The sequence below is a fragment of the Bradyrhizobium sp. RD5-C2 genome, from assembly GCF_019972155.1.
In the GTDB taxonomy this organism is placed as follows: domain Bacteria; phylum Pseudomonadota; class Alphaproteobacteria; order Rhizobiales; family Xanthobacteraceae; genus Bradyrhizobium.
On sequence record NZ_BOVL01000020.1, the window covers coordinates 43228 to 62461 of the forward strand.

20 protein-coding genes are annotated in these 19234 nt (G+C 65.1%); 7 read left to right on the forward strand and 13 right to left on the reverse strand.

The annotated features are described in order from the left end of the window. Positions 1-7: 7 nt before the first annotated feature. The 3 genes from BraRD5C2_RS25100 to BraRD5C2_RS25110 form a co-directional block, all read right to left on the reverse strand. Complete coding sequence (locus BraRD5C2_RS25100; RefSeq protein ID WP_223972721.1) at positions 8-649, reverse strand: glutathione S-transferase family protein; 642 nt, start codon at positions 647-649, stop codon at positions 8-10. Positions 650-903: 254 nt separating this feature from the next. Continuing rightward, on the reverse strand, positions 904-1515 hold the full coding sequence (locus BraRD5C2_RS25105) for an LOG family protein (RefSeq protein WP_223972723.1): 612 nt from the start codon (positions 1513-1515) through the stop codon (positions 904-906). Between the two features lie 16 nt (positions 1516-1531). Then, on the reverse strand, positions 1532-2860 hold the full coding sequence (locus tag BraRD5C2_RS25110) for a dicarboxylate/amino acid:cation symporter (protein ID WP_223972725.1): 1329 nt from the start codon (positions 2858-2860) through the stop codon (positions 1532-1534). Positions 2861-3000: 140 nt separating this feature from the next. On the opposite strand from BraRD5C2_RS25110, the gene BraRD5C2_RS25115 reads away from it, so the two are divergent. Together BraRD5C2_RS25115 and BraRD5C2_RS25120 are read left to right on the forward strand one after the other, a co-directional pair. Further along, positions 3001-3159: a DUF5993 family protein gene (locus BraRD5C2_RS25115; protein ID WP_021080068.1), complete on the forward strand. Its 159-nt coding sequence runs from the start codon at positions 3001-3003 to the stop codon at positions 3157-3159. Between the two features lie 8 nt (positions 3160-3167). Continuing rightward, positions 3168-3722: a disulfide bond formation protein B gene (locus BraRD5C2_RS25120; RefSeq protein WP_223972739.1), complete on the forward strand. Its 555-nt coding sequence runs from the start codon at positions 3168-3170 to the stop codon at positions 3720-3722. On the opposite strand, the gene BraRD5C2_RS25125 is transcribed toward BraRD5C2_RS25120, so the two are convergent. After that, entirely contained in the window at positions 3719-4423 is a 705-nt protein-coding gene (locus BraRD5C2_RS25125; RefSeq protein WP_223972747.1) for a glutathione S-transferase family protein, read from the reverse strand. The two genes, BraRD5C2_RS25120 and BraRD5C2_RS25125, sit on opposite strands and share 4 nt — an antisense overlap. Positions 4424-4501: 78 nt before the next feature. Here BraRD5C2_RS25125 and BraRD5C2_RS25130 point away from each other — a divergent pair, with 78 nt between their 5' ends. Continuing rightward, positions 4502-5371: an SDR family oxidoreductase gene (locus tag BraRD5C2_RS25130; protein WP_223972749.1), complete on the forward strand. Its 870-nt coding sequence runs from the start codon at positions 4502-4504 to the stop codon at positions 5369-5371. A 30-nt stretch (positions 5372-5401) separates the two neighbouring features. On the opposite strand, the gene BraRD5C2_RS25135 is transcribed toward BraRD5C2_RS25130, so the two are convergent. Together BraRD5C2_RS25135 and BraRD5C2_RS25140 are read right to left on the reverse strand one after the other, a co-directional pair. After that, on the reverse strand, positions 5402-5746 hold the full coding sequence (locus BraRD5C2_RS25135; RefSeq protein WP_212014469.1) for a Lin0512 family protein: 345 nt from the start codon (positions 5744-5746) through the stop codon (positions 5402-5404). A gap of 63 nt (positions 5747-5809) precedes the next feature. Then, the gene (locus tag BraRD5C2_RS25140) at positions 5810-7105 is read right to left on the reverse strand and encodes an MFS transporter (protein ID WP_223972757.1); all 1296 of its coding nucleotides are present in this window, start codon (positions 7103-7105) and stop codon (positions 5810-5812) included. A 23-nt stretch (positions 7106-7128) separates the two neighbouring features. On the opposite strand from BraRD5C2_RS25140, the gene BraRD5C2_RS25145 reads away from it, so the two are divergent. Both BraRD5C2_RS25145 and BraRD5C2_RS25150 read left to right on the forward strand, forming a co-directional pair. Further along, entirely contained in the window at positions 7129-8070 is a 942-nt protein-coding gene (locus BraRD5C2_RS25145) for a LysR family transcriptional regulator (RefSeq protein WP_223972760.1), read from the forward strand. 1251 nt (positions 8071-9321) lie between these two features. Continuing rightward, entirely contained in the window at positions 9322-10647 is a 1326-nt protein-coding gene (locus BraRD5C2_RS25150) for a TROVE domain-containing protein (protein ID WP_223972762.1), read from the forward strand. A gap of 94 nt (positions 10648-10741) precedes the next feature. Here the strand turns inward: BraRD5C2_RS25150 and BraRD5C2_RS25155 are convergent, their stop codons facing one another. Then, on the reverse strand, positions 10742-11446 hold the full coding sequence (locus BraRD5C2_RS25155; protein ID WP_223972764.1) for a PA1136 family autoinducer-binding transcriptional regulator: 705 nt from the start codon (positions 11444-11446) through the stop codon (positions 10742-10744). A 155-nt stretch (positions 11447-11601) separates the two neighbouring features. Further along, positions 11602-12477, reverse strand: a complete 876-nt coding sequence (hchA, locus tag BraRD5C2_RS25160; protein WP_223972766.1) for a glyoxalase III HchA — start codon at positions 12475-12477, stop codon at positions 11602-11604. Between the two features lie 246 nt (positions 12478-12723). Here hchA and BraRD5C2_RS25165 point away from each other — a divergent pair, with 246 nt between their 5' ends. Beyond that, the gene (locus BraRD5C2_RS25165) at positions 12724-14637 is read left to right on the forward strand and encodes a right-handed parallel beta-helix repeat-containing protein (RefSeq protein ID WP_223972768.1); all 1914 of its coding nucleotides are present in this window, start codon (positions 12724-12726) and stop codon (positions 14635-14637) included. A 16-nt stretch (positions 14638-14653) separates the two neighbouring features. Here BraRD5C2_RS25165 and BraRD5C2_RS25170 read toward each other — a convergent pair whose 3' ends face one another. The 4 genes from BraRD5C2_RS25170 to BraRD5C2_RS25185 all read right to left on the reverse strand — a co-directional run bounded on the left by BraRD5C2_RS25170 (position 14654) and on the right by BraRD5C2_RS25185 (position 18055). Continuing rightward, positions 14654-15808, reverse strand: coding sequence for a serine hydrolase domain-containing protein (locus tag BraRD5C2_RS25170; RefSeq protein WP_223972770.1), 1155 nt, complete (start codon positions 15806-15808; stop codon positions 14654-14656). Between the two features lie 135 nt (positions 15809-15943). Continuing rightward, a complete protein-coding gene (locus BraRD5C2_RS25175) occupies positions 15944-16639 on the reverse strand; it encodes a GNAT family N-acetyltransferase (protein ID WP_223972772.1) in 696 nt (231 codons plus the stop codon). A 121-nt stretch (positions 16640-16760) separates the two neighbouring features. After that, positions 16761-17411 carry an O-methyltransferase gene (locus BraRD5C2_RS25180; protein ID WP_223972774.1) on the reverse strand — a complete coding sequence of 217 codons (651 nt, stop codon included), beginning with the start codon at positions 17409-17411 and terminating at the stop codon, positions 16761-16763. 23 nt (positions 17412-17434) lie between these two features. Continuing rightward, positions 17435-18055, reverse strand: coding sequence for a PadR family transcriptional regulator (locus BraRD5C2_RS25185; protein ID WP_223973953.1), 621 nt, complete (start codon positions 18053-18055; stop codon positions 17435-17437). A 202-nt stretch (positions 18056-18257) separates the two neighbouring features. Between BraRD5C2_RS25185 and BraRD5C2_RS25190 the strand changes: the two genes are divergently transcribed. Further along, positions 18258-18611, forward strand: coding sequence for an MmcQ/YjbR family DNA-binding protein (locus BraRD5C2_RS25190; protein ID WP_223972776.1), 354 nt, complete (start codon positions 18258-18260; stop codon positions 18609-18611). A 20-nt stretch (positions 18612-18631) separates the two neighbouring features. On the opposite strand, the gene BraRD5C2_RS25195 is transcribed toward BraRD5C2_RS25190, so the two are convergent. Continuing rightward, complete coding sequence (locus tag BraRD5C2_RS25195) at positions 18632-19198, reverse strand: histidine phosphatase family protein (protein WP_223972778.1); 567 nt, start codon at positions 19196-19198, stop codon at positions 18632-18634. Between the last annotated feature and the right edge of the window lie 36 nt (positions 19199-19234).

Genomic DNA, 19234 nt, shown 5'->3' on the forward strand with positions numbered 1-19234 from the left:
GCGAGCACTACAATCCCGGTGATCTCGCCGCCCATGCCTTGGTGGCCTGGCAGCTTTCCATCGCCCGGGCGTAGGCAGGGCGTGCCGTCGTGCGGGCGAGATAGTCCCGCTCGGTCGAACCAGGGACGTAGTTGCCGGTTCGCATGCCGAGCAGGAGGGCGTAGCTCACCGAGATATCGGCAGCAGTGAATCGGTCGCCGGCGAGATAGGGGCAATCCGCGAGGCGACGGACGACCAACCCCAGCCGGCTCTCGAAGGTCTCGAGAGCCCAGCAGGTCACCCGGGCATCTCGCTCGGCTTCGGGCGCCAGTTGGCGACCGACAATGACGGCGTTCACCGGCCCGGCGAGCCCGGCCTCGCCCAAATGGAGAAATTGCAGATAGGAAGCGAAGGCGGGATCATCAGGGGCGACGGCAAGCGAAGCTGAGCCGTGGCGGGCGAGCAGGTATTCAAGGATCGCGATCGATTCGACCATGATCGTCTCGCCGTCCTGCAGTACGGGAATGAAGCCGGCGGGGTTGATCGCGAGGAAATCGCGATCAACCTCGGCTGCGAGCAGATCGACCGGGCGCAGCCGATAAGCCAGTCCCAATTCCTCGAGCAGCCAGACAACACGGAAGCCACGACCTTCGCCATAGACGGTGAGCATAGTTGAGCGTTCCTGGATTGGGCTGGATGAAGGAACTCGGAGGTAAGGCAGCCGCGCAACGGACCAACGATGGCGCATCATGCACCCAAAGCCCGGCGCGTGCGGACATTCTTGGCAATTTCTGAATATTAGAAATATGCGCCTGAGTTGCCCGACATGTCAAGTTGCTTGGTCGAACGCCGACCGCCGCCGGCTACTTTGCATGGGGTTGTTTTCGATATTTTGGCAGCGCCCTACCCGCGGCTCTGACCGCGCTACATGTTGTCGATGACAGCGGCACTGCCCTCGGAAGACGTGCCGGCGGACGCAGCGGCAGCCATGATCGCCGGGATGATGCCGTCGACGCGATCAACCACGATCGGACGGATCAGGTGGCTGCTGTGAAGGAAACCAACGCGTTGCAGGTGGTCGAGCATAGCCAGCATGGGATCCCAAAAGCCCTTGATGTTGGCAAAGACCATCGGCTTCCGGTGTTGCCCGAGCTGGGCCCAGGTCATTACCTCGATGATCTCTTCCACCGTGCCGATGCCGCCGGGCAGCGCCACGAACGCGTCCGAACGTTCGAACATCTTGTGCTTACGTTCGTGCATTGTCTCGGTAACCGTCAGGTCATCGAAGATGGCCAGCGCATCCGTCGTGGACTCGCGGTTGGTGAGAAAGCGCGGAATGATGGCACCGACCTTGCCGCCGGATTGCAGGACCCCGCGAGCGACCGCACCCATGACACCATTGGTTCCGCCACCGAAGATCAGCTCCAATCTTGCCGCCGCAAGATCCCTGCCGAAGCGTTCGCCCGCTTCGACAAAGGCAACATCGTTGCCTGGCGAGGAACCACAATAGACACAGACGGAACGTATCGTATTCATACTGAACCCTTGCACGCTAGCCCGCTCCACCGGGCTCGAGCGCCTCGCCGAGTTCGAGCGGATGCGCCATGGTCTGGTGCAGCGCGTCCTTGTCGAGCTCTCCCTCGGAGAGGCTGATCACGATGCAGGCGACGCCGTTGCCGATCAGGTTGGTGAGCGCGCGGCACTCGCTCATGAACTTGTCGATCCCGACCAGGATGGCGATCGACTGGATCGGAATATCCGGCACGATCGACAGCGTCGCGGCGAGCGTGATGAAGCCCGCGCCGGTGACGCCGGAGGCGCCCTTCGAGGTGATCATGGCGATGCCGAGGATACCGAGCTCCTGCCAGATCGTCAGATGGGTGTTGGTGGCCTGCGCCAGGAACAGCGTCGCCAGCGTCATGTAGATGTTGGTGCCGTCGAGATTGAAGCTGTAGCCGGTCGGCACCACGAGGCCGACCACCGAGCGCGAGGCGCCGAGATGCTCCATCTTCTGGATCATCTGCGGCAGCACCGTCTCCGACGACGAGGTTCCGAGCACGATCAGGAGCTCGTCCTTGATATAGGCGATGAAGCGGATGATCGAAAAGCCCGCCAGCCGCGCGATCGCGCCAAGCACAATCAGCACGAACAGGATGCTGGTGAGATAGAAGGTGGCGATCAGCGCCGCCAGATTCACCAGCGAGCCGAGACCGTAGGCGCCGACGGTAAAGGCCATCGCACCGAACGCGCCGAGCGGCGCGACGCGAACGATCATCCGGATGATGCCGAAGAACATCTTGGACGCCTTGTCGATCGCCTCGGCGATCGGCTCGCCGGGCTTGCCCATCAGGGCAATGGCAAACCCCGAGAGGATCGAGATCAGCAGCACCTGCAGCAGGTCGCCGCGCGCCAGCGCGCCGAAGAAGCTGTCGGGGATGATCGCCATCAAATGGGCGACGATGCCCTGCTCCTTCGCCTGCGTGACGTAGGTGGAGACGGACTTCGGATCGATCGTGGAGGGATCAATGTTGAAGCCGCGGCCGGGCTGCAGCAGCTCGCCGATCAGAAGACCGACCGCGAGCGCGACCGTCGACACCGCCTCGAAATAGATCAGCGCCTTCAGCCCGACCCGGCCGACGCGCTTGAGGTCGCCCATCGAGGAGATACCGTGCACCACGGTGCAGAAGATCACCGGCGCAATCATCATCTTGATCAGCGCGATGAAGCCGTCGCCGAGCGGCTTCAATTCCTTGCCGAGGCCGGGGTAGAAATGACCGATCAGGACGCCGGCGGCGATCGCGATCAACACCTGAATGTAGAGGATCTTGTACCAGGGCTGATGCCTGTGATGGGCGGCGGGCTTGATCGCGTCTGTGGTCATGAGGAGCCCCGGGCTGGAATGAACTCAACTGGTGATGCCATCTTGGCGGAGCCGCGCGCAAGCGACAATGGCCATTCGCGCCGCCGCGCGTGCACACGAATCTGTCATAGACTACGGCCGGCTCGCATCCGGAGGCTGAGATGGAATTCACCGCACTGTTTCTCGCCATCACCATCGCCATGCTGGTGGCCTGGCGTGGCCCGCGTCCCCTCGCGATCGGATTGTTCGCGGTGATCCTGGTCGCCTGCGTCGCGACCTTGCTGCACCACGCCACCGACCGTCTCACGCTGTCGTTCTGAGGGCAGCCATGACCGACACCCAAGCCGTGACCCTCAACGCCCTCGCGCTCTATGGCCTCGCGCTGCTGCTGGCCGCAGCTTTTGCAGCGCAGCTGCTGCTGCACGAGCTGCCCTGCCCGCTGTGTTTGCTGCAGCGCATCCTTTTCGCCCTGCTGGCGATCGGACCGATCCTGAACATCCGCTTCGGACCGCGGCCGAGCCACTATGCCCTGTCGCTGCTGACGGCCGTCCTCGGCGCCTCGGTCTCGACCCGGCAGGTCCTGCTGCACATCCTCCCCGGTGATGCCGGCTATGGGTCAGCGCTGCTCGGCTATCATTATTATTCGTGGGCGCTGATCGGCTTCATCGCGGCGATCGTCCTGCTCGCCGCGATGCTGCTGTTCGACCGCCAGTTCGACCACCGCGCGGCGCCGGGCACTTCGCCCGGAAAATTCGCGCAAGGCGCCGTATGGCTGGTGATCGGGCTGACGGCGCTGAACGTGCTCTCCACCCTGCTCGAATGCGGCTTTGCCGCCTGCGCCGACAATCCGCTCGTCTACGAGCTGCTGAAGCAGACGAGTTAGGGCCGCTTCGGAATATTCAACCCGCGCTCCACGGCCGGCCGCTTGAGACCGCGCTCCAGCCAGGCCGCGACGTAGGTGAACTGGTCGAATTCGACGAGTTCGCGCGCGCCGTAGAAGCCGATCAGATTGCGCACCCAGCCGATCATCGAGATGTCGGCGATGCTGTATTCATCGTCCATGAACCATTGCCGTCCGGCGAGATGCGTCTGCATCACGCCGAGCAGGCGCGCGGATTCGGCGACATAGCGCTGCAGCGGCCGCTTGTCCTCATAATCCTTGCCGGCGAATTTGTGAAAGAAACCGACCTGCCCGAACATCGGTCCGATGCCGCCCATCTGGAAATGCACCCACTGGATCGCCTGGTAGCGGCGCGCGGCATCCGCCGGCAACAGCTTGCCGGTCTTCTCGGCGAGATATTGCAGGATCGCGCCGGACTCGAACAGCGGCAGCGGCTTGCCGCCGGGACCGCTAGGATCGAGGATCGCCGGGATCTTGCCGTTCGGGTTCAGCGACAGGAACTCCGGCGTCTTCTGGTCGTCCTTGTTGAAGTCGACGAGATGGACCTCATAGGGCAGCCCGATCTCCTCGAGCATGATCGAGACCTTCACGCCGTTCGGCGTCGGCAGCGAATAGAGCTGCAGGCGGTCCGGATGCTGGGCGGGCCAGCGTTTTGTGATGGGAAAGGCTGACAGATCGGTCATGTCGACATTCTTTGCACGGTTGTTGTTGGGTGGCTAATGTACGGAGCTCATTGAAAGCCGCAAGGTCTGCAACCGGCCATGAACGATCAACAGACAGAGGCAACGCTCGGTCCCTCCGACGACGAACTCGCGACACATCCGACCGTGTTTGCGGCAGACGCGTTGGCCGGTCGGGTGGTCGTCGTATCCGGCGGCGCCGGCGGCATCGGCCGCGCCATCGCATGGCTGTTCGCCCGGCTCGGCGCACATGTCGTGATCGCAGGACGCAGTGCCGACAAGCTCGATGCGCTGGTCGATCGTCTCGGCCGTCGGGGCCTGAAGGCGTCGGCGCACGTTGTCGATATCAGGGATCCCGACGTGGTCACCGCGATGTTCGACGCGCTGTGGACCGCGCATGGCCACGTCGACCATCTCGTCAACAGCGCCGGCGGCCAGTTCCCGCAAGCCGCGATCGATTTCTCGATCAAGGGCTGGAACGCGGTCATCAACACCAACCTCAACGGCACCTGGTACATGATGCAGGCCGCGGCGCAGCGCTGGCGCGACCGCAAGCATCCCGGCAGCATCGTCAATATCGTCGTGGTCACGACGCACGGCCTCTACGGCATCGCGCATACGATCGCGGCGCGCTCCGGCGTGATCGGCCTGTCGCGCGCGCTCGCGGTCGAATGGGCGCCGCTGAACATCCGCATCAATTGCATAGCGCCGGGCGCGATCGAGACCGAGGGCTGGAACGTCTACAGCGAGGCGGCGCGCGCCGCCTATCCACGCTCCAACCCGATGATGCGTCCGGGCACGCCCTGGGACATCGCGGAGGCCGCCGTCTATCTCGCCGCGCCCTCCGGCAAGTTCATCACAGGCGAGACGCTGACCGTCGACGGCGGCGGCCAGCATTGGGGCGAGACCTGGACGACCGGCAAGCCCGACTACTTCAAGGGCGACGAATAACGCACGCATACGCCGCCCACCGTTCTTCGATTATTTGCCGTCGTCGAAGCTGACGATGACGGCCGCGTTCGCGATCAGGATCGGGTCGTTGCCGAGATCCGACGGAATCTCGAGCCCGCCCGCGATCGCCTTCACGGTCTTGGTGCCATAGGGCAGTTCCCTGGCGACGGCCTCGGTATCGACCGCTTCGGGATTCGGCACGGCGATCGTGACATCGACGAACATGTCGTTGGCGGTCTTGCCGAGCATGCGGAAGAAGCCGAGGCTGGAATGGCGGATCGCATCCGAGACCGCGCGCTTGGCGGCCTTGGTGGCATCTCGGCCGTGGACGTCGACGCCCATGCCCATTTCGGTGATACAGCGCACGCGTGTCATGAAGCTTTCCTGTTGTCGTTGGCGTGAGAGACCTTCATTCCTTCGCCCCCGGCACGCGCGGCGTCAAGCCGGGTCCCTCGCCTCGCTGACGCTGTTGTGATCGCCGCGCGCCAGCAGCCATGCCGCAAGATCGGCAAGGATCGCAGCGGCAACCACCATGACGCAGGCCGCGCTCCAGCCCCACGCCGAAACGACCGCGCCGACGGCGATCGGCGCGGTCACCTGGCCGAAATTGCTGCCCGTCATCAACAGGCCCATCATGACCGGCACCATCGCCGCCGAACGCGCCGCCGCGGGCGCGGTCGCGAGCAGCGTTGCGGGGATCAGGCCGCCGGTCGCGGAGAACAGCAGGCACAGAATGAACGCGCCCTGCCCACCGAGCACCGGCAGGAAGATACCGACCGCGGACGCGCCCATCACGACTGCCGCAACGGCAATCAACAGAGGCCGGCTCACACCACGCGCGAGCAGATTGCCGGCGGCGAGATTGCCGACGACGTTGGCGGCCGCCGCCAGCGCACTGAGCCCGCCGGCGCTCTGGCTGGAGACGCCGAGCCGCTCGGTCAATAGGATCGGCAGGAAGCTGAACACCGCAAAGAACATCAGGCTGTAGAGCCCAAACAGCACCATCAGAAGCGCCGGCGTGCGGCGCCGCGCCAGCGCGGTTGCCTCTTGCATCAAGCCCGCACGCGTCGGGCCGGTCCGCGATGCCACCTCAGGCACGATGCCGCTGGCAAGGACGAACAGCACGGCGGCAAACGCGGCACTGGCCCACCAGATCGCGCGCCAGCCGTCGAACATCGGACCCGCGACCAGCGCCAGCGCGATCCCGAACGGGATCACGCAACTCCACACCGCCATGGTGATATCGCGCGCACCGACATCGACCACGCGGTTGAGCAATGCAGGGGCGGAAACCATCACCAGCAGGAAGCCAAGCCCTTCCAGCAGGCGCGATCCCAGCAGCACCGCAAGGTGCGGCGCGAGCGCGCCCGATGCCGCACCGAGCGTGATCGCCGCAAGCCCGCACAGCAGCACCCTGCGCGCGCCGACCGCGGCGATCACGACGCCGGCCGGAACGCTGCCGATGAGCCCGAGCACTGCAAAGATGCCGGCGATTGTTCCGACCGCGGCGAGGTCGATGCCGAGGTCTTGTTGCAGCATCGCCGCCGCAATCGGCACCTTGCCGACCTGGAGCGCGGCGCCGATCCCGCAACCGGTCACCACAGCGACCGTCGCCCATCGCTTCGCCTCGCTCTGCTGCACCACGGCCGTCTCGATCGTCATGCGTCCACTCCGCCAGTTCAGCCACCACAGATAGCGATTCCAGATCATCGACAGGAGTGATATGTTTTGCATCCATTTGATCGATTTCATAGATCATGCTCGATAACCTCACGCTCGACCAGATCCGGGTCTTCGTCACCATCGCCGAGAGCGGCAGCTTTCGCGCTGCCGCGACGAAGCTCGCGCGAGTGCAGTCCGCGGTCAGCCATGCCATCGCCAATCTCGAGGCTGAGCTCGGTCTCATGCTGTTCGACCGCTCCGGCCATCGCCCGGCGCTGACGGCGGAAGGCAAGGCGCTGCTCGGCAACGCCCGCGACCTGCTGCTCCGCGTCGATGCGATGCGAGCGCGGGCGCACGGCCTCGGCGAGGGAGTGGAATCGGAGCTCTCGCTGGTGGTCGACACGCTGTTTCCGATCGCCGCCGTCGGTGCAGCGCTGACGGAAATGCGCTCAGCCTATCCATCCGTGAGCGTGCGGCTCGCGGTCGAACCGATGGGCGGGCCGATCGCCGCCCTGACCGAACGGCGCAGCGCGCTCGCCGTCACCGTCGGCGAGGATTTTCGCGATCCCCGGCTCGCGCTCGATGCGATCTGCGCCGTGCAGATCATAGCCGTCGCCTCCGCCAGCCATCCGCTCGCGCGGCGCGGCCGCAAGAGCGTTGCCGACCTCGCCGATCATCTGCAGATCGTGCTGTCGGATCCGACGCCGCTGTCGGAGGGCCGCAGCTTCGGCGTGCTCTCGCCGCAGATTTGCCGGGTGAGCAATCAGGACACCAAGCACGCTATGATCCTGGCCGGGCTCGGCTGGGGCCGGCTGCCGCTCTGGCAGGTCGCGCGCGATTTGAAAGAGCGCCGTCTGATGCGGGTCGAAACCGGCGCACTCGGCCGCAACGCCGCGCTCGCGATGGAGGCCTATCTCGCCCACCGGCTCGACGAACCGCTCGGCCCCGCCGCGCGCGCGTTTGCCGATGCACTGACGCGGATCGCCGCGCGCAGCAGCGCGCCGGCGAACAAGACGAAGGTACGCAAGCAGCGCTGAAGTTTCTCTCGGCGCGATCATTTCCCTTGTTGACATCGACCATGACGAGGCGTATGTCCCGCAACCTTCGCGAGCGCTGTCGCTCGCGATCAAACATGAGCACGATGATGCAACACGGATTTGAAAAATTCCGCAGACTGTCGAACGGCCTTCGGCCGAACGATAGCGTGTGCCCGGCTCATGGGAGCGATCTCGCATAATGCGAGGTCGACAGTCCGCCTTAAACGGACCCTCCCGAGCCAGCCGCTCCGGAGGGTTTTTTGTTGTCCGAAGCACGGCTCATTCGAATTGCCCGGCGCAAGCCGGAACGGGAGACCCGGATCCCGGGGCTCGCGCGGCAACGCGCGTGCCCAAGCGCGCGGGGCCTGCCGGAGGGAACAAGGCGATGAGCCGGACACCGATGGCAGAGTGAACTCCAAGGAGTTCGCAAACGGCGGCGCGTCGACAGCGCCGCGACGAAATTTTCAATTCGGTTTGCCTCATTGTGCGGCTTAACCGACGCTGGTGGTGAAGATGTCGGATACTTCGCTCGACCGGAAAGAGCGGGTTCGAATCCCGCCTGTGACACACGCACCGGGATGCGGTCTGGCAAAGGTCCGCACGCGGCCCGGCGCAGTTTTCTCGTCCGCAAGGCGAGGCGCTGCGTTGTCGTCACGGACACCGATATCGCCCGTTCCCCGGCGTACCCATCAATGGCCGGCGCATGGCGCCGGTCTGGCGGTGGTGAAGATGTCTGTTACTTCGTGGTAAGGCGCTCCGGTGCCGAGCGGGTTCGAGGCCCGCACGCCGAAAGGCGGTTCGCCCGCAAGGGCAGCAACAGCATCGCTTGTTCCCCGCCAACCCTCTCCACGACCCGTGGTGAAGATCGCTGTTACATCGTCTGTGAAACGAGAGGTCGCGGGTTCGAATCCCGCCCGGCGTCATGTGCGCCGGTAGCTCAGTGGTAGAGCGCTTCCCAATCGGCAGGGTAAGCTGCCGGCTGGGGTCTCAGCAATCGCCTGTTCCCGGATCGTGGTCTTCGATCGTCGGCATAGTGTCCGCGCAAACGCCTTGCGTTTGCTACGAGGTCGTGCCGACGGCCGGTGGTGAAGAGCGCTGTTACTTCGTGATCGTAGTGTCGAGGGTTCGAATCCCTCCGGACGAACGTCCGTAGCTCAGTGGTAGAGCATGCGAAGCCCGCAAGGGCAGTACAGTCTCGCTTGTTCCCCGGCCCCCCCTTCCAATCCATACTCACCCAGAAAGGAGGCCATCATGGCCACGATCAACAAGATCATGCGCGCCTTCACCCGTGAGGGGGCGCGCGGCAAGCGCTTCACGCCCGAGATGGAGCTGCGGCGCGCGCTGCTGAACTGCCTCCTGTGGGAGAACCAGTTCTACGAGGACGGCGTCGCGATCGCGGATCGCATCAAGGCGCTGGTGCCGAAGGTCGAGCCCGCGCGTGTCGCGGAGCTCGCGATCGCCGCCCGCGAGACCATGAAGCTGCGGCATGCGCCGCTGCTCGTGGTCCGCGAGATGGCGCGGCACGCGACCCATCGCGGCCTCGTCGCCGATGCGCTCGCCCGCGTGATCCAGCGGCCGGACGAGATGACCGAGCTGCTTGCGATCTACTGGGCGGAAGCGCTCGGCCCGCAGCAGCAGCGCAAGCGTCAGCCGGTCTCGGCGCAGATCAAGAAGGGGCTGGCGCGGGCGCTGACCAAGTTCGACGCCTACCAGCTCGCGAAGTACGATCGCGACGGCGCCGTGCGGATCAAGGACGTGCTGTTCCTGGTTCACGCCAAGCCGAAGGACGCCGCACAGGAGAAGGTGTGGAAGCAGCTCGTCGACGGCGAGCTGGCCTCGCCCGACACCTGGGAGGTTTCGCTTTCGTCCGGCAAGGACAAGCGTGAGACCTTCGAGCGGCTGATCGCCGAGAACAGGCTCGGCGGGCTGGCGCTGCTGCGCAACCTGCGCCTGATGCAGAAGGCGGAGGTGCCGCGCCGGACCATTGCGGACGCGATTGAGGCGATGCGGACGGATCGTATCCTGCCCTACCGCTTCATCACGGCGGCGCGTTATGCGCCGGACTTCGAGCCCGAGCTCGAGGCCGCGATGCTGAAGTCGGTCAAGGACTACGCGCGGCTTGACGGCCGCACGCGGCTCCTGATCGACGTGTCGGGATCGATGTTCACGCCGCTCTCGGCCCAGTCCGAGATGACACGTGCGGAAGCGGCCTGCGGGCTTGCGATCCTCGCCCGCGAGGTCTGCGACGAGGTGGAGATCTTCACGTTCAGCAATGAACTCGTGAAGCTGCCGCCGCGCCGCGGCTTCGCGCTGCGCGATGCGATCATCGGCTCGCAGCCGCATGGCGGGACGTATCTCGGCAAGGCTGTGACGGAGATCGACCGCAAGGGCGATCGCCTGATCGTCTTCACCGACGAGCAGAGCCACGACCAGGTGCCCGCGCCCAAGGGACGCGGATACATGGTCAACGTGGCGTCCTACCAGCACGGCGTCGGACACGGCGCGTGGACGCGGGTCGACGGCTTCTCGGAGGCCGTGATCGCCTGGATCGCGGCGTCGGAAGCGACTGCACACTGACGTCTGCATCAACAACGGGCCCGGACGCGCGATGCGCGCCCGGGCTCCATGCCTTTCGGCGCGACCGCCGCGAAAGACAGCGCGCGATCCCGCCTCAATCCTCGATCTCGCCGCTGCGGATCGCGAGCCGGATCGCCTGCGCCGTCGTCGCGACGCCAAGGCGAAGCCGGGCACGCCGCAAATGGTTCTCAACTGTTCGCTCCGACAGTCCAAGCGAGGCCGCGATATCGGCCTGACGCCGGCCGGCGGCGATCCAGCGCAACACCTCGCGCTCGCGCGGCGACAGGCTCGACGCGCCGTTCGCCTCGCGTGCTTCCAATAGCCGGCGCGCGGCCCGAAAGGCCGCGGTGCCAATCATCGTCAGGGCCACTCGCGCCCGCGCCGACGCGTCGATCCGCGTTCCGGCAAAGCTCATCGCACCTTCAAGGCCGCTCCGCCCGAACACCGGGACCTGCAATCCGTGGAAACCGGGCCCGCGCGGCGTGCGCACCACGCGGTATTTCTCGCCACGCGCCGACATCACCTTGGTCCAGAAAAACGCCTCATCCACGTTGAGGAAATTGCGCGTTACCGGACAATGCCGGACATAGGTCTCGGCATCGACCGTCACGCCCTTGCCGAACCAGTCACCCTCGACCCAGTAGATTCTGTCAACCAGGTCCTCACGCGAAGGAGACGCCGAGAACATCACGAAGCGGTCGTAGCCGAGCGGCATGCTCGCCGACCGGACAGCCGCCTGGATCGCGGACAAGCTCCCGCCGCCCTCAATCGCAACCACGGCTTCGATGTAGTGGTCCATGCGGATGCCATCGTATCTCGGGAAACCCCGTCGAGCGCCACCCTGCCCGTTGAGGACTTTCCCTCAAGCCAGGTGGACCGGCAAGGCGCGCAACGTTGTCCGGCCGCGGGCGGCGTGGCGGGCTCGCCGCGCCGCCTCGAGCCGGGCCGATGGCTTCAACGCCCGCCAAGCGTATCAAGCAAGGCCTTGGCCGCCGCCTTGCCGACATTGTTGGCGGCGAAGGGACTGTCTCCGGTGATCAGCTTGCGATCCTGATGTGTCTTGCCGGTGATGTCCTTGTTCAGGATCTCGACGCCGAGCGCCTGCAGCTCCTCGCCGAAGGCCCAGGTCAGCGCACCCGGCATGTAACCGATGTCGGGCGTCGTCCGATCGATCGCATCGGGGAATGCGCAGATCTTGTAACCCTTGAAAGGATAATCGCCCTTGGCTTCACCGACCGCGGACGCCAGCAGCGCCGCCGGGCCATGGCAAAGCGAAACGATATGCTTGTCGTTGTCGAGCGCCCATTTCAGGACCGCCTTGATGTCGAGGCTTTCGGGAAGACCGATCAGCGCACCATGGCCGCCGGGAATGAACACCGCGATGTAGTCGGAATCCTTGCCGAGCTTGTTTTCGATCACGTCGGAGAGTTTCAGCGGCTGCTTCAGCCTGCCGAGATACTTCTGGTAGATGCTCTTGACCGCGTCGTCCTGGTTCGGGAACGCCCAGAGCTCAAACTTGACCGGATTGCCCGACACGGTGGCGATGTCGAATTCGAAGCCGGCCTTGTCGAGGTGATACATCGGCAACAAGGTCTCGACCGGATGATTCCCGGTCGAGAACATCGTGCCATTCTGCAACAGCAGATAGCGCTCGTCCGCGGCGATCATCAGGATTTTCCAGCGGCCCCCCTTGTAGGCGTTGGGATAGTCCGCGCCGGAGAGATCCGACTTGGCCGAGGTGAATTGCCCAAGCGAGTAAGGTGACGGAAAGAAGGCGTTGTTCTCCGCCGGATCGGCTACCGGACGCTTGTCCTGGGATTGCTCGGTCATCGAGATATCCTCTCTCATCGTGTTGCGGTCCGGCAAAGGTAAGCACGCCGCGCGCAATCGCGAATGAGGGATTTCCCTCAATGCGTCACGGGATGGAAGAATTTGACGCCAGTCCGGCGCAGCATGAGGGAACCCATCACGACGTCGGGAGGCCCCCGCGCCTGCTGCCCGCCATTTCGCTGCGGTTCATCTCCGCGGACCGATAGTGCGCGGGACCCTTCCCGGTCTCGCAAGGAGCCGTGCACCATGCCGATCAGCCGCCGGCGCGCACTGACGCTTACCTCATTTTTCATGGCGAGCCCTCTGCTTGGCACCGAAGGCCGGGCCGAACCGGCGCCAACCGCCGGGGCCGCGACCTTCGACATGGCCACTTTCACTGCTACTTCCGGCGGCGATGCCGACGCGGCCTTTGCCAAGGCGCTGGCCGCCGTCGCCAAGGCAGCGGCTGACGCGAGCAAGGCCGGGCCGGTTCACATCGTCCTCAATCTGGAGAAGAACGCCAGCTACCGGATCAAGCGTCCGCTCGCGTTCCGGCAATTGCACGGCTTCGAGCTCAACGGCAATGGCGCGCAGCTGATCAACACGGCGCGCAGCGGGACCTTCGTGATCTCCGGCTGCAACCGCCTCACCATCCGCGATCTCACCATTGATTACGATCCGCTGCCCTTCACCCAGGGAACGATCACCGCCTTCGACAAGCAAGCAGTCGACATCACGGTGAAGGTTGACCCCGGCTATCCCGATGATGCGGCACTGCTGGCCGCCTTCACGGATGGCTTCTTCAAGGTGATGGATCGCCGCAACCGGGCGCTCAAGACCGGCGCCAGGGACTTCCTCTCCCCGGCCCATGCCACGCGGCTCAGCGACGGCCAGATCAAGGTGCATCTGCGGTGGGGCGCGAACGATCGTTTCCTGAGCCAGCTGCCGATCACGGCCGGTGACGTCGTCACTATCGCAAACAGCGGCGCGCACGCCATCGCCGTAGACTCCAGCGTCGCTACCAGCCTGATCGACGTGAAGCTGCTGGCCTCGCCAGGCATGGGCATCATTGAGAACGGCGGCGAAGGCTCGATGATGCTGCAGAAAGTCTCGGTCGTTCCGGGACCCCGGCCGAAGGGCGCGACGACCGATCGCCTGATCTCAACCAATTCCGACGGTTCGCACTTCACCGCGGTCGCGCGCGGTCCGACCATGGAGGATTGCAGTTTCGCCAACACCTCCGACGACGCCGTCAACGTGCACGGCTTCTACTACTACGTGGTGGCGAAGACCGCGCCGCGGCGATTTCTGCTCAGCCCGAAATGGGACGTCGGGCTTGCGGCCGGCGACGATGTCGAGAGCTGCGATCACGCGACGTTTCGCTCGCTCGGGCGCGGCAAGGTCGAGCAATTGACCAAGCGCCACGCGCCAGAGCTGAAGGCGAAGATCGCCCAAATCTGGAAAGGCAGGAGCCCGACCACCCAGCCGGACCTGATCTACGACGTGGTCATGCAACAGGACCTGCCGCTCAAGACCGGCGATTCCATCACCTCGCTGACGCATATCGGATCCGGCGCCACCGTGCTGCGCTGCAATTTCCACGCCTGCGGCCGCGTGCTGATGAAGGCGCCGAATGCCATCGTCGAGAACTGCCAGTTCACGTTCTCGACCGGGGTCGCGTTACAGGCAGGCAGCGACATCGGCTTCTGGTCGGAGTCCGGATTTGCCGACAACCTCGTGTTCCGTAACAACCGCTTCAGCCATTGCGTCAACGGCGCCAATGAGCTGACCAGCGGCAGCGGCACGCTCGGCACCATCTATGTCGGCATGGTGCCGCCGGAAGGCGCCAAGGGATTTCAGGACAATTTCCAGAACCGGCGCGTCATCATCGAAGGCAATCACATCGACGATTCCTACATCTACGCGATCTTCGTCAGCAATGCCGACGGCGTCAAAATCGCCGGCAATGTGATCGGCCAGACATTTCTGCGCGGCGGCGCGTTCGGGGCGGGTGACTTCTTCCACATCAAGCCCGACAGCGCGATCTTCGTCGGCCGCGCCAGAAACGTCGAGATCAGCAACAACGTCGCCGCACACGGCCGGATCGCGACCAATGCCGTCGCGATCGATCCCAGCTGCGACAAGCATTCGGTGCATCTTGCCGGCAACAGGCTGGCCTGAGCGAGCACAACGCCGCTCAGGGCTTCATGCCGAGAGCCCGCCACATCGCGCGGATGATCCGGAACGAGCGCGCGTCGCCGACGAGGCCTCGCTGCATCCGGTTCATCGCATAGGCGAACGTCATCCGCGCGTCGGCATCGACAAGCACGAACGAGCCGCCGCCGCCCGACCAGAACAGCGTGTTGGGATTCGGCGGCACCAGGCTGAGGATCGGGCTCGGCAAACCGAAGCCGAGGCCGAAACGGACCGAGATACCGCGCATCACGAGGTCGGGGCCGTCGATCTGTACCTCCAGCGCCTTGCGGCAGCCGGCCTCCGACATGATCCGCTGCCCTTTCGCGGTGCCGCCGGTCGCGAGGATGGTCTGGATGGCGGCGATCGATCGCGCGTTGCCGTGACCGTTCACTGCCGGGATCTCGGCGCCGCGCCAGGCGCGAGTGCGGGTCGACGGCACGTCGGTGCGGGTGTCGCTGAAGGTGATCTTCTGGATCGTGGTCATTTCCACATCGGTCGCGGCCGCCGCCGGCAGGAATGGCACGAGATCGGCGACACGATGGTCTTCCGATGCCGGCAGGCCGATCCAGAAATCCGCATTCAAGGGAGAAGCGATCTCCTCGCGAAACACCGTGCCGAGCGTCTTGCCGGTAACGCGACGAACGACTTCTCCAATCAGGAAACCGAAGCTGTAGACGTGGTAGCCGGACGCGGTGCCCGGCTCCCACAGCGGCACTTGGGCGGCAAGCGTCGAGGTCGCCTTGTCCCAGTCATAGAAGTCCTCGCCGCTGATCGCGGGATGCCAGCCCGAGAGGCCGGCCGAGTGGCTCATCAATTGCGCCACGGTGATGGCGCCCTTGCCGTTGGCCGCGAATTCCGGCCAGTAGCGCGCCACCGGTGCCGCGAAGTCGAGCGCGCCGCGGTCGGCGAGCCACAACGCGGTCAGCGCGGTCATGGTCTTGGTGATCGAATAGACGTTGACGATGGTGTCGCGCGTCCAGGGCCGCAGCTCGGCCTCATCGGCAAAGCCGCCCCACAGATCGACCACGGTCTCGCCCTCGATCGTGGCGCAGAACGATGCGCCGAGCTCCTCCCCGTCGGCGAAATTGGCCTCGAACGCCTCGCGCGCCGCCGAAAATCGCGCGTCGGCAAATCCGTCTGATATCGCAACTGCCATGACTGTGCTCCCCGCTCCGTCCCCAGGCTTTGAGGGAGGCGGGACATACGCGGTGAGAGGCGCGCCTGACAATTCTTGAATTGAACTGTTTCGTCCCCATTTATCTGAGGAGAGACGTTCCCCTTCAGTCCTGCCCTACCCCTGCTTCTGCACCACCGTGATGTGCAGACGGCGGCGGATCTCCATGCCCTGGCGGCGGTAGAGCGCGATCGCCGAGGCGTTGCCGGTGAAGACGTGCAGGAACGGAAGTTCGCCGCGCGCCACGATCTGGCGGCCGACCGCCGACAGGAGCGCCTGCGCATAGCCGCGGCCGCGATGGTCGGGATGCACGCAGACCGCGGTCATCTCGGTATAGTTCCCCGGCTTCATCCGTTCCCCGGTCATCGCGACCAGCTCGCCGCCGACGCGGATGCCGAAAAAGTTGCCGAGCTCATGCGTCCGCGCGCTGAACGGTCCGGGTTTTGTCATGTCCGTCAACGCCATCATCGCGGGAACGTCGGCGGCGCCGAGCCTGACGATCTCGACGCCGGGCCGAGAGAACTCCGCCGGTGTGCCGATCATCTGCTCGCCGGTCTCGGCCAACAGCACCTTGAACTCCGGCGGCACGGGGACAGGATCGGGCGTGAACAGCACCGCGATATCAGGTCCCGACAGCAGCGCGCCGAGCGCGGCAAAGCTCTCGGGCGACATGTCGGCCATGTCGGCGAAGGGGGCGATCGCGACCGGAAAGCGCCGGGCCTCGGCGCCGCCTTCCGCAAGGTCGCGTTGCCGTGTGGTCAGCGCGCTCCAGATTGGGCGATCAAGCGGATGGATCGGCGGGACTTCGGACATGCGGCGCTTCGCTCCTGATTTTCCTCGAACAGAGCAAGAAGCGCCGACAAAATCCAGCGTGGCGTGACGTCGTTGCGGCTCACAATCACGCCAGCGGGATTTCGTCGGGCCGAACCGATCCTTAAGCCACCTTCAGGCAGAGCTCGGTACCGCCCTTGAGCGGCAGCGTGATCGACACGAAGCCGTTTTTGGGATCGCGCACGAACTCCAGAAAATCCGCCTCGGCATTGTCATTCATGACATAGCCGCCGACGCGAAGCTGCGGAGCGACGATCTCGATCACCTGGCGCGCCAGCGTCGGTCCCTTGTCGCCCGGCCAGCCGTCGATCAGGATGAAGTCGACGGGACCACCGAGATCGCGCAGCGTCTGGCGCGCATCGCCCTCGCGGATCTCGGCGTAGTCGGCAAGGCCGGCCTCGGCAAGATTGCGCTTCGCGGTTGCGACCTTGGCCGGCACGATCTCCGAGCCGATCACGGTGCCGCCGCCATTGTCGCGCATCGCGGCTGCGAAATACAGCGTCGACATTCCGACCGAGGTCGCGAACTCGGCGACGCGTTTGGTGCGCAGGCCGCGGCACAGCAGGTAGATCAATTCGCCCTGCTCAGGGTGGATCGAGAATCCCTGCTCGACATAATCGTTCGGATCGCGGCTCATCGCCGGATTGCCGCGGGGACCGCCGGCAGCCGGCCTGGGGCGCGTGACCTGCAGGCGCGCGATGACGGCAGCGACGCGGGCGTCAGCGATCGCGCTGTGCGGTTCAGCGTTGTACATGAAGGGTCTCCGTTGCGATTGCATCATTGCTGCAGGATTTCAGCGGCAGCGCGGTCGAGGATCTTCGCGATGCGGCGCGCCTCGGCGGCATCGCAGCCGCGCTTCTGGCGCAGCGCGCTCTTCAGGGCGTGGCGGGCGCGGTGGACATCGTCGGACGCTCCGCTGTCCAGATCGCTGACGCCGGCGAAGGCTTCGCGCACCTCCTCCATGCGGCCGCCGATCCGCGACAGTGCTTCGAGAATGGTGTCTGCGGTGGCGCGGTTCTCGGCGAGATGCGCCTTGCCCTGCTCGGTGATGCTGTAGAGCTTGCGCGCCGCGTCCTGGGTGACGCTGGCATGGCCGATCTCCTCGAGGAAGGTCAGCGCCGGATAGATCACGCCCGGGCTCGGGCTGTAGAAGCCGTCCGACCGCTCCTCGATTTTCTTGATCAGCTCGTAGCCGTGCGCCGGCTGCTCGCCGAGCAGCGCCAGAATGACGAGTTGCAGGTCTTGCGACGAGAGCCGCCGCGATCCCGGAAAGTCGCCGCCGCCCCCCCGCCCGAAGAAGCCATGGCCGCCGCGGCCAAAGCGATGGCCGCCCCGGCCGTGCCGGCCCATGGCGAAGAAGCCAAACCGGAAGCCATCATCGTCCCGGCCGCCAAACATCGATCGTCTCATCGTTCATTTCCTTACTGAAAACATATCTTACGATATATCTACCGATGAGACGGTGCCAACCCACGTTTTCGTGAGGTCCCGCGGACGAAGCAGCGACCGGAACCGGCCCGGGACTGGTGGCTCACGCCGGGCTTGCCCGCCTTCGCGCGGCTGGCTTATGGCTTTGACGCCCCGCAAGCCCCTCCGACTCATGCGCCCAAGAACCTTCGAAGCTCATTGCCTGCGCCTGCCCGCCGCCACCAAGGTGGTGCAATGGGAAGGCACGTCGGTGTTCAAGGTCGGCGGCAAGATGTTCGCGCTGGCCGGCGGCTTCGTCGCGAGCAGCGGCGGCTTCATGTTCAAGACCTCGAACATGGCCTATCAGCTTCTGATCGAGCAGGAGCTTGCGCGGCCGGCGCCGTATCTGGCGCGTGCCACATGGGTGCAATTGATCGGCAACGACGCCCTGCCCGACGCCGAGCTCAAGGCCTATCTCGATCAGGCGCATGCGCTTATCGCAGCCAAGCTGACGCGGAAGTCGCGCAAGGCGCTCGGGCTCGACTGATCGGCGCAGCGTGACGCTGTTCAGCCACCCAGCGGCTTGTCGGAATCGCCCGACAGCAATTTCGGAAACAGCTCCTTGAAGGCGAACTTGTCGTCGCCCTTGGCGCGCTCGAAGCGCAGCACGACGTCGAACCGGCTGCTCTCCCATTTGGTGGGCAGCTTGCCCTTGCTGACCGGGATCAGCGGCAGGATGTCTGCGATGATCGCCTTGTGCTCCCAGCACAGCAGCACGACGCCGTTCAGCGCCAGCAGCGCCTTGATCAGCGCCGGCTCATGACCTTTGCCAAAGTCTTCGTTGGGTGTCGCGCCAAGACGCGCCGCAAGCGCCACGATCGTCTCGGCGGGACGGCTGCTCGGGCCCCGGTTGGGCGCGGTGCCGGGCGTCGCGGCATAGATCGCGTCAGGTCTGGCATAGTCGCCCTTGGCGAGGTCGGTGCCAAACAATGCAGCCCATGCGCCGGCGCGCTGCCAGCCGCGGAGCACAAGTGACTCGGTATCGGACACACCGTCCACGGTGAAGCCAGGCCCCGGCCAGCCATCATCAGGCTTTTCGGCGTGACGGATGATGAAGAGCGTGAGCGCTTCCATGGCGTCCTCTCCGGCGAAGATGAGTTGCTGGCAACG

Bases quoted from the DNA above. Each gene is read 5' to 3' on its own strand.
- BraRD5C2_RS25195 (WP_223972778.1), bottom strand. From the start codon at position 19,198: ATGGAAGCGCTCACGCTCTTCATCATCCGTCACGCCGAAAAGCCTGAT.
- BraRD5C2_RS25180 (WP_223972774.1), bottom strand. From the start codon at position 17,411: ATGTACAACGCTGAACCGCACAGCGCGATCGCTGACGCCCGCGTCGCT.
- BraRD5C2_RS25105 (WP_223972723.1), bottom strand. From the start codon at position 1,515: ATGAATACGATACGTTCCGTCTGTGTCTATTGTGGTTCCTCGCCAGGC.
- BraRD5C2_RS25130 (WP_223972749.1), top strand. From the start codon at position 4,502: ATGAACGATCAACAGACAGAGGCAACGCTCGGTCCCTCCGACGACGAA.
- BraRD5C2_RS25170 (WP_223972770.1), bottom strand. From the start codon at position 15,808: ATGGCAGTTGCGATATCAGACGGATTTGCCGACGCGCGATTTTCGGCG.
- BraRD5C2_RS25100 (WP_223972721.1), bottom strand. From the start codon at position 649: ATGCTCACCGTCTATGGCGAAGGTCGTGGCTTCCGTGTTGTCTGGCTG.
- BraRD5C2_RS25165 (WP_223972768.1), top strand. From the start codon at position 12,724: ATGCCGATCAGCCGCCGGCGCGCACTGACGCTTACCTCATTTTTCATG.
- BraRD5C2_RS25120 (WP_223972739.1), top strand. From the start codon at position 3,168: ATGACCGACACCCAAGCCGTGACCCTCAACGCCCTCGCGCTCTATGGC.
- BraRD5C2_RS25150 (WP_223972762.1), top strand. From the start codon at position 9,322: ATGGCCACGATCAACAAGATCATGCGCGCCTTCACCCGTGAGGGGGCG.
- BraRD5C2_RS25140 (WP_223972757.1), bottom strand. From the start codon at position 7,105: ATGCAAAACATATCACTCCTGTCGATGATCTGGAATCGCTATCTGTGG.
- BraRD5C2_RS25185 (WP_223973953.1), bottom strand. From the start codon at position 18,055: ATGTTTGGCGGCCGGGACGATGATGGCTTCCGGTTTGGCTTCTTCGCC.
- BraRD5C2_RS25145 (WP_223972760.1), top strand. From the start codon at position 7,129: ATGCTCGATAACCTCACGCTCGACCAGATCCGGGTCTTCGTCACCATC.
- BraRD5C2_RS25190 (WP_223972776.1), top strand. From the start codon at position 18,258: ATGCGCCCAAGAACCTTCGAAGCTCATTGCCTGCGCCTGCCCGCCGCC.
- BraRD5C2_RS25110 (WP_223972725.1), bottom strand. From the start codon at position 2,860: ATGACCACAGACGCGATCAAGCCCGCCGCCCATCACAGGCATCAGCCC.
- BraRD5C2_RS25115 (WP_021080068.1), top strand. From the start codon at position 3,001: ATGGAATTCACCGCACTGTTTCTCGCCATCACCATCGCCATGCTGGTG.
- BraRD5C2_RS25135 (WP_212014469.1), bottom strand. From the start codon at position 5,746: ATGACACGCGTGCGCTGTATCACCGAAATGGGCATGGGCGTCGACGTC.
- BraRD5C2_RS25175 (WP_223972772.1), bottom strand. From the start codon at position 16,639: ATGTCCGAAGTCCCGCCGATCCATCCGCTTGATCGCCCAATCTGGAGC.
- BraRD5C2_RS25155 (WP_223972764.1), bottom strand. From the start codon at position 11,446: ATGGACCACTACATCGAAGCCGTGGTTGCGATTGAGGGCGGCGGGAGC.
- BraRD5C2_RS25125 (WP_223972747.1), bottom strand. From the start codon at position 4,423: ATGACCGATCTGTCAGCCTTTCCCATCACAAAACGCTGGCCCGCCCAG.
- hchA (WP_223972766.1), bottom strand. From the start codon at position 12,477: ATGACCGAGCAATCCCAGGACAAGCGTCCGGTAGCCGATCCGGCGGAG.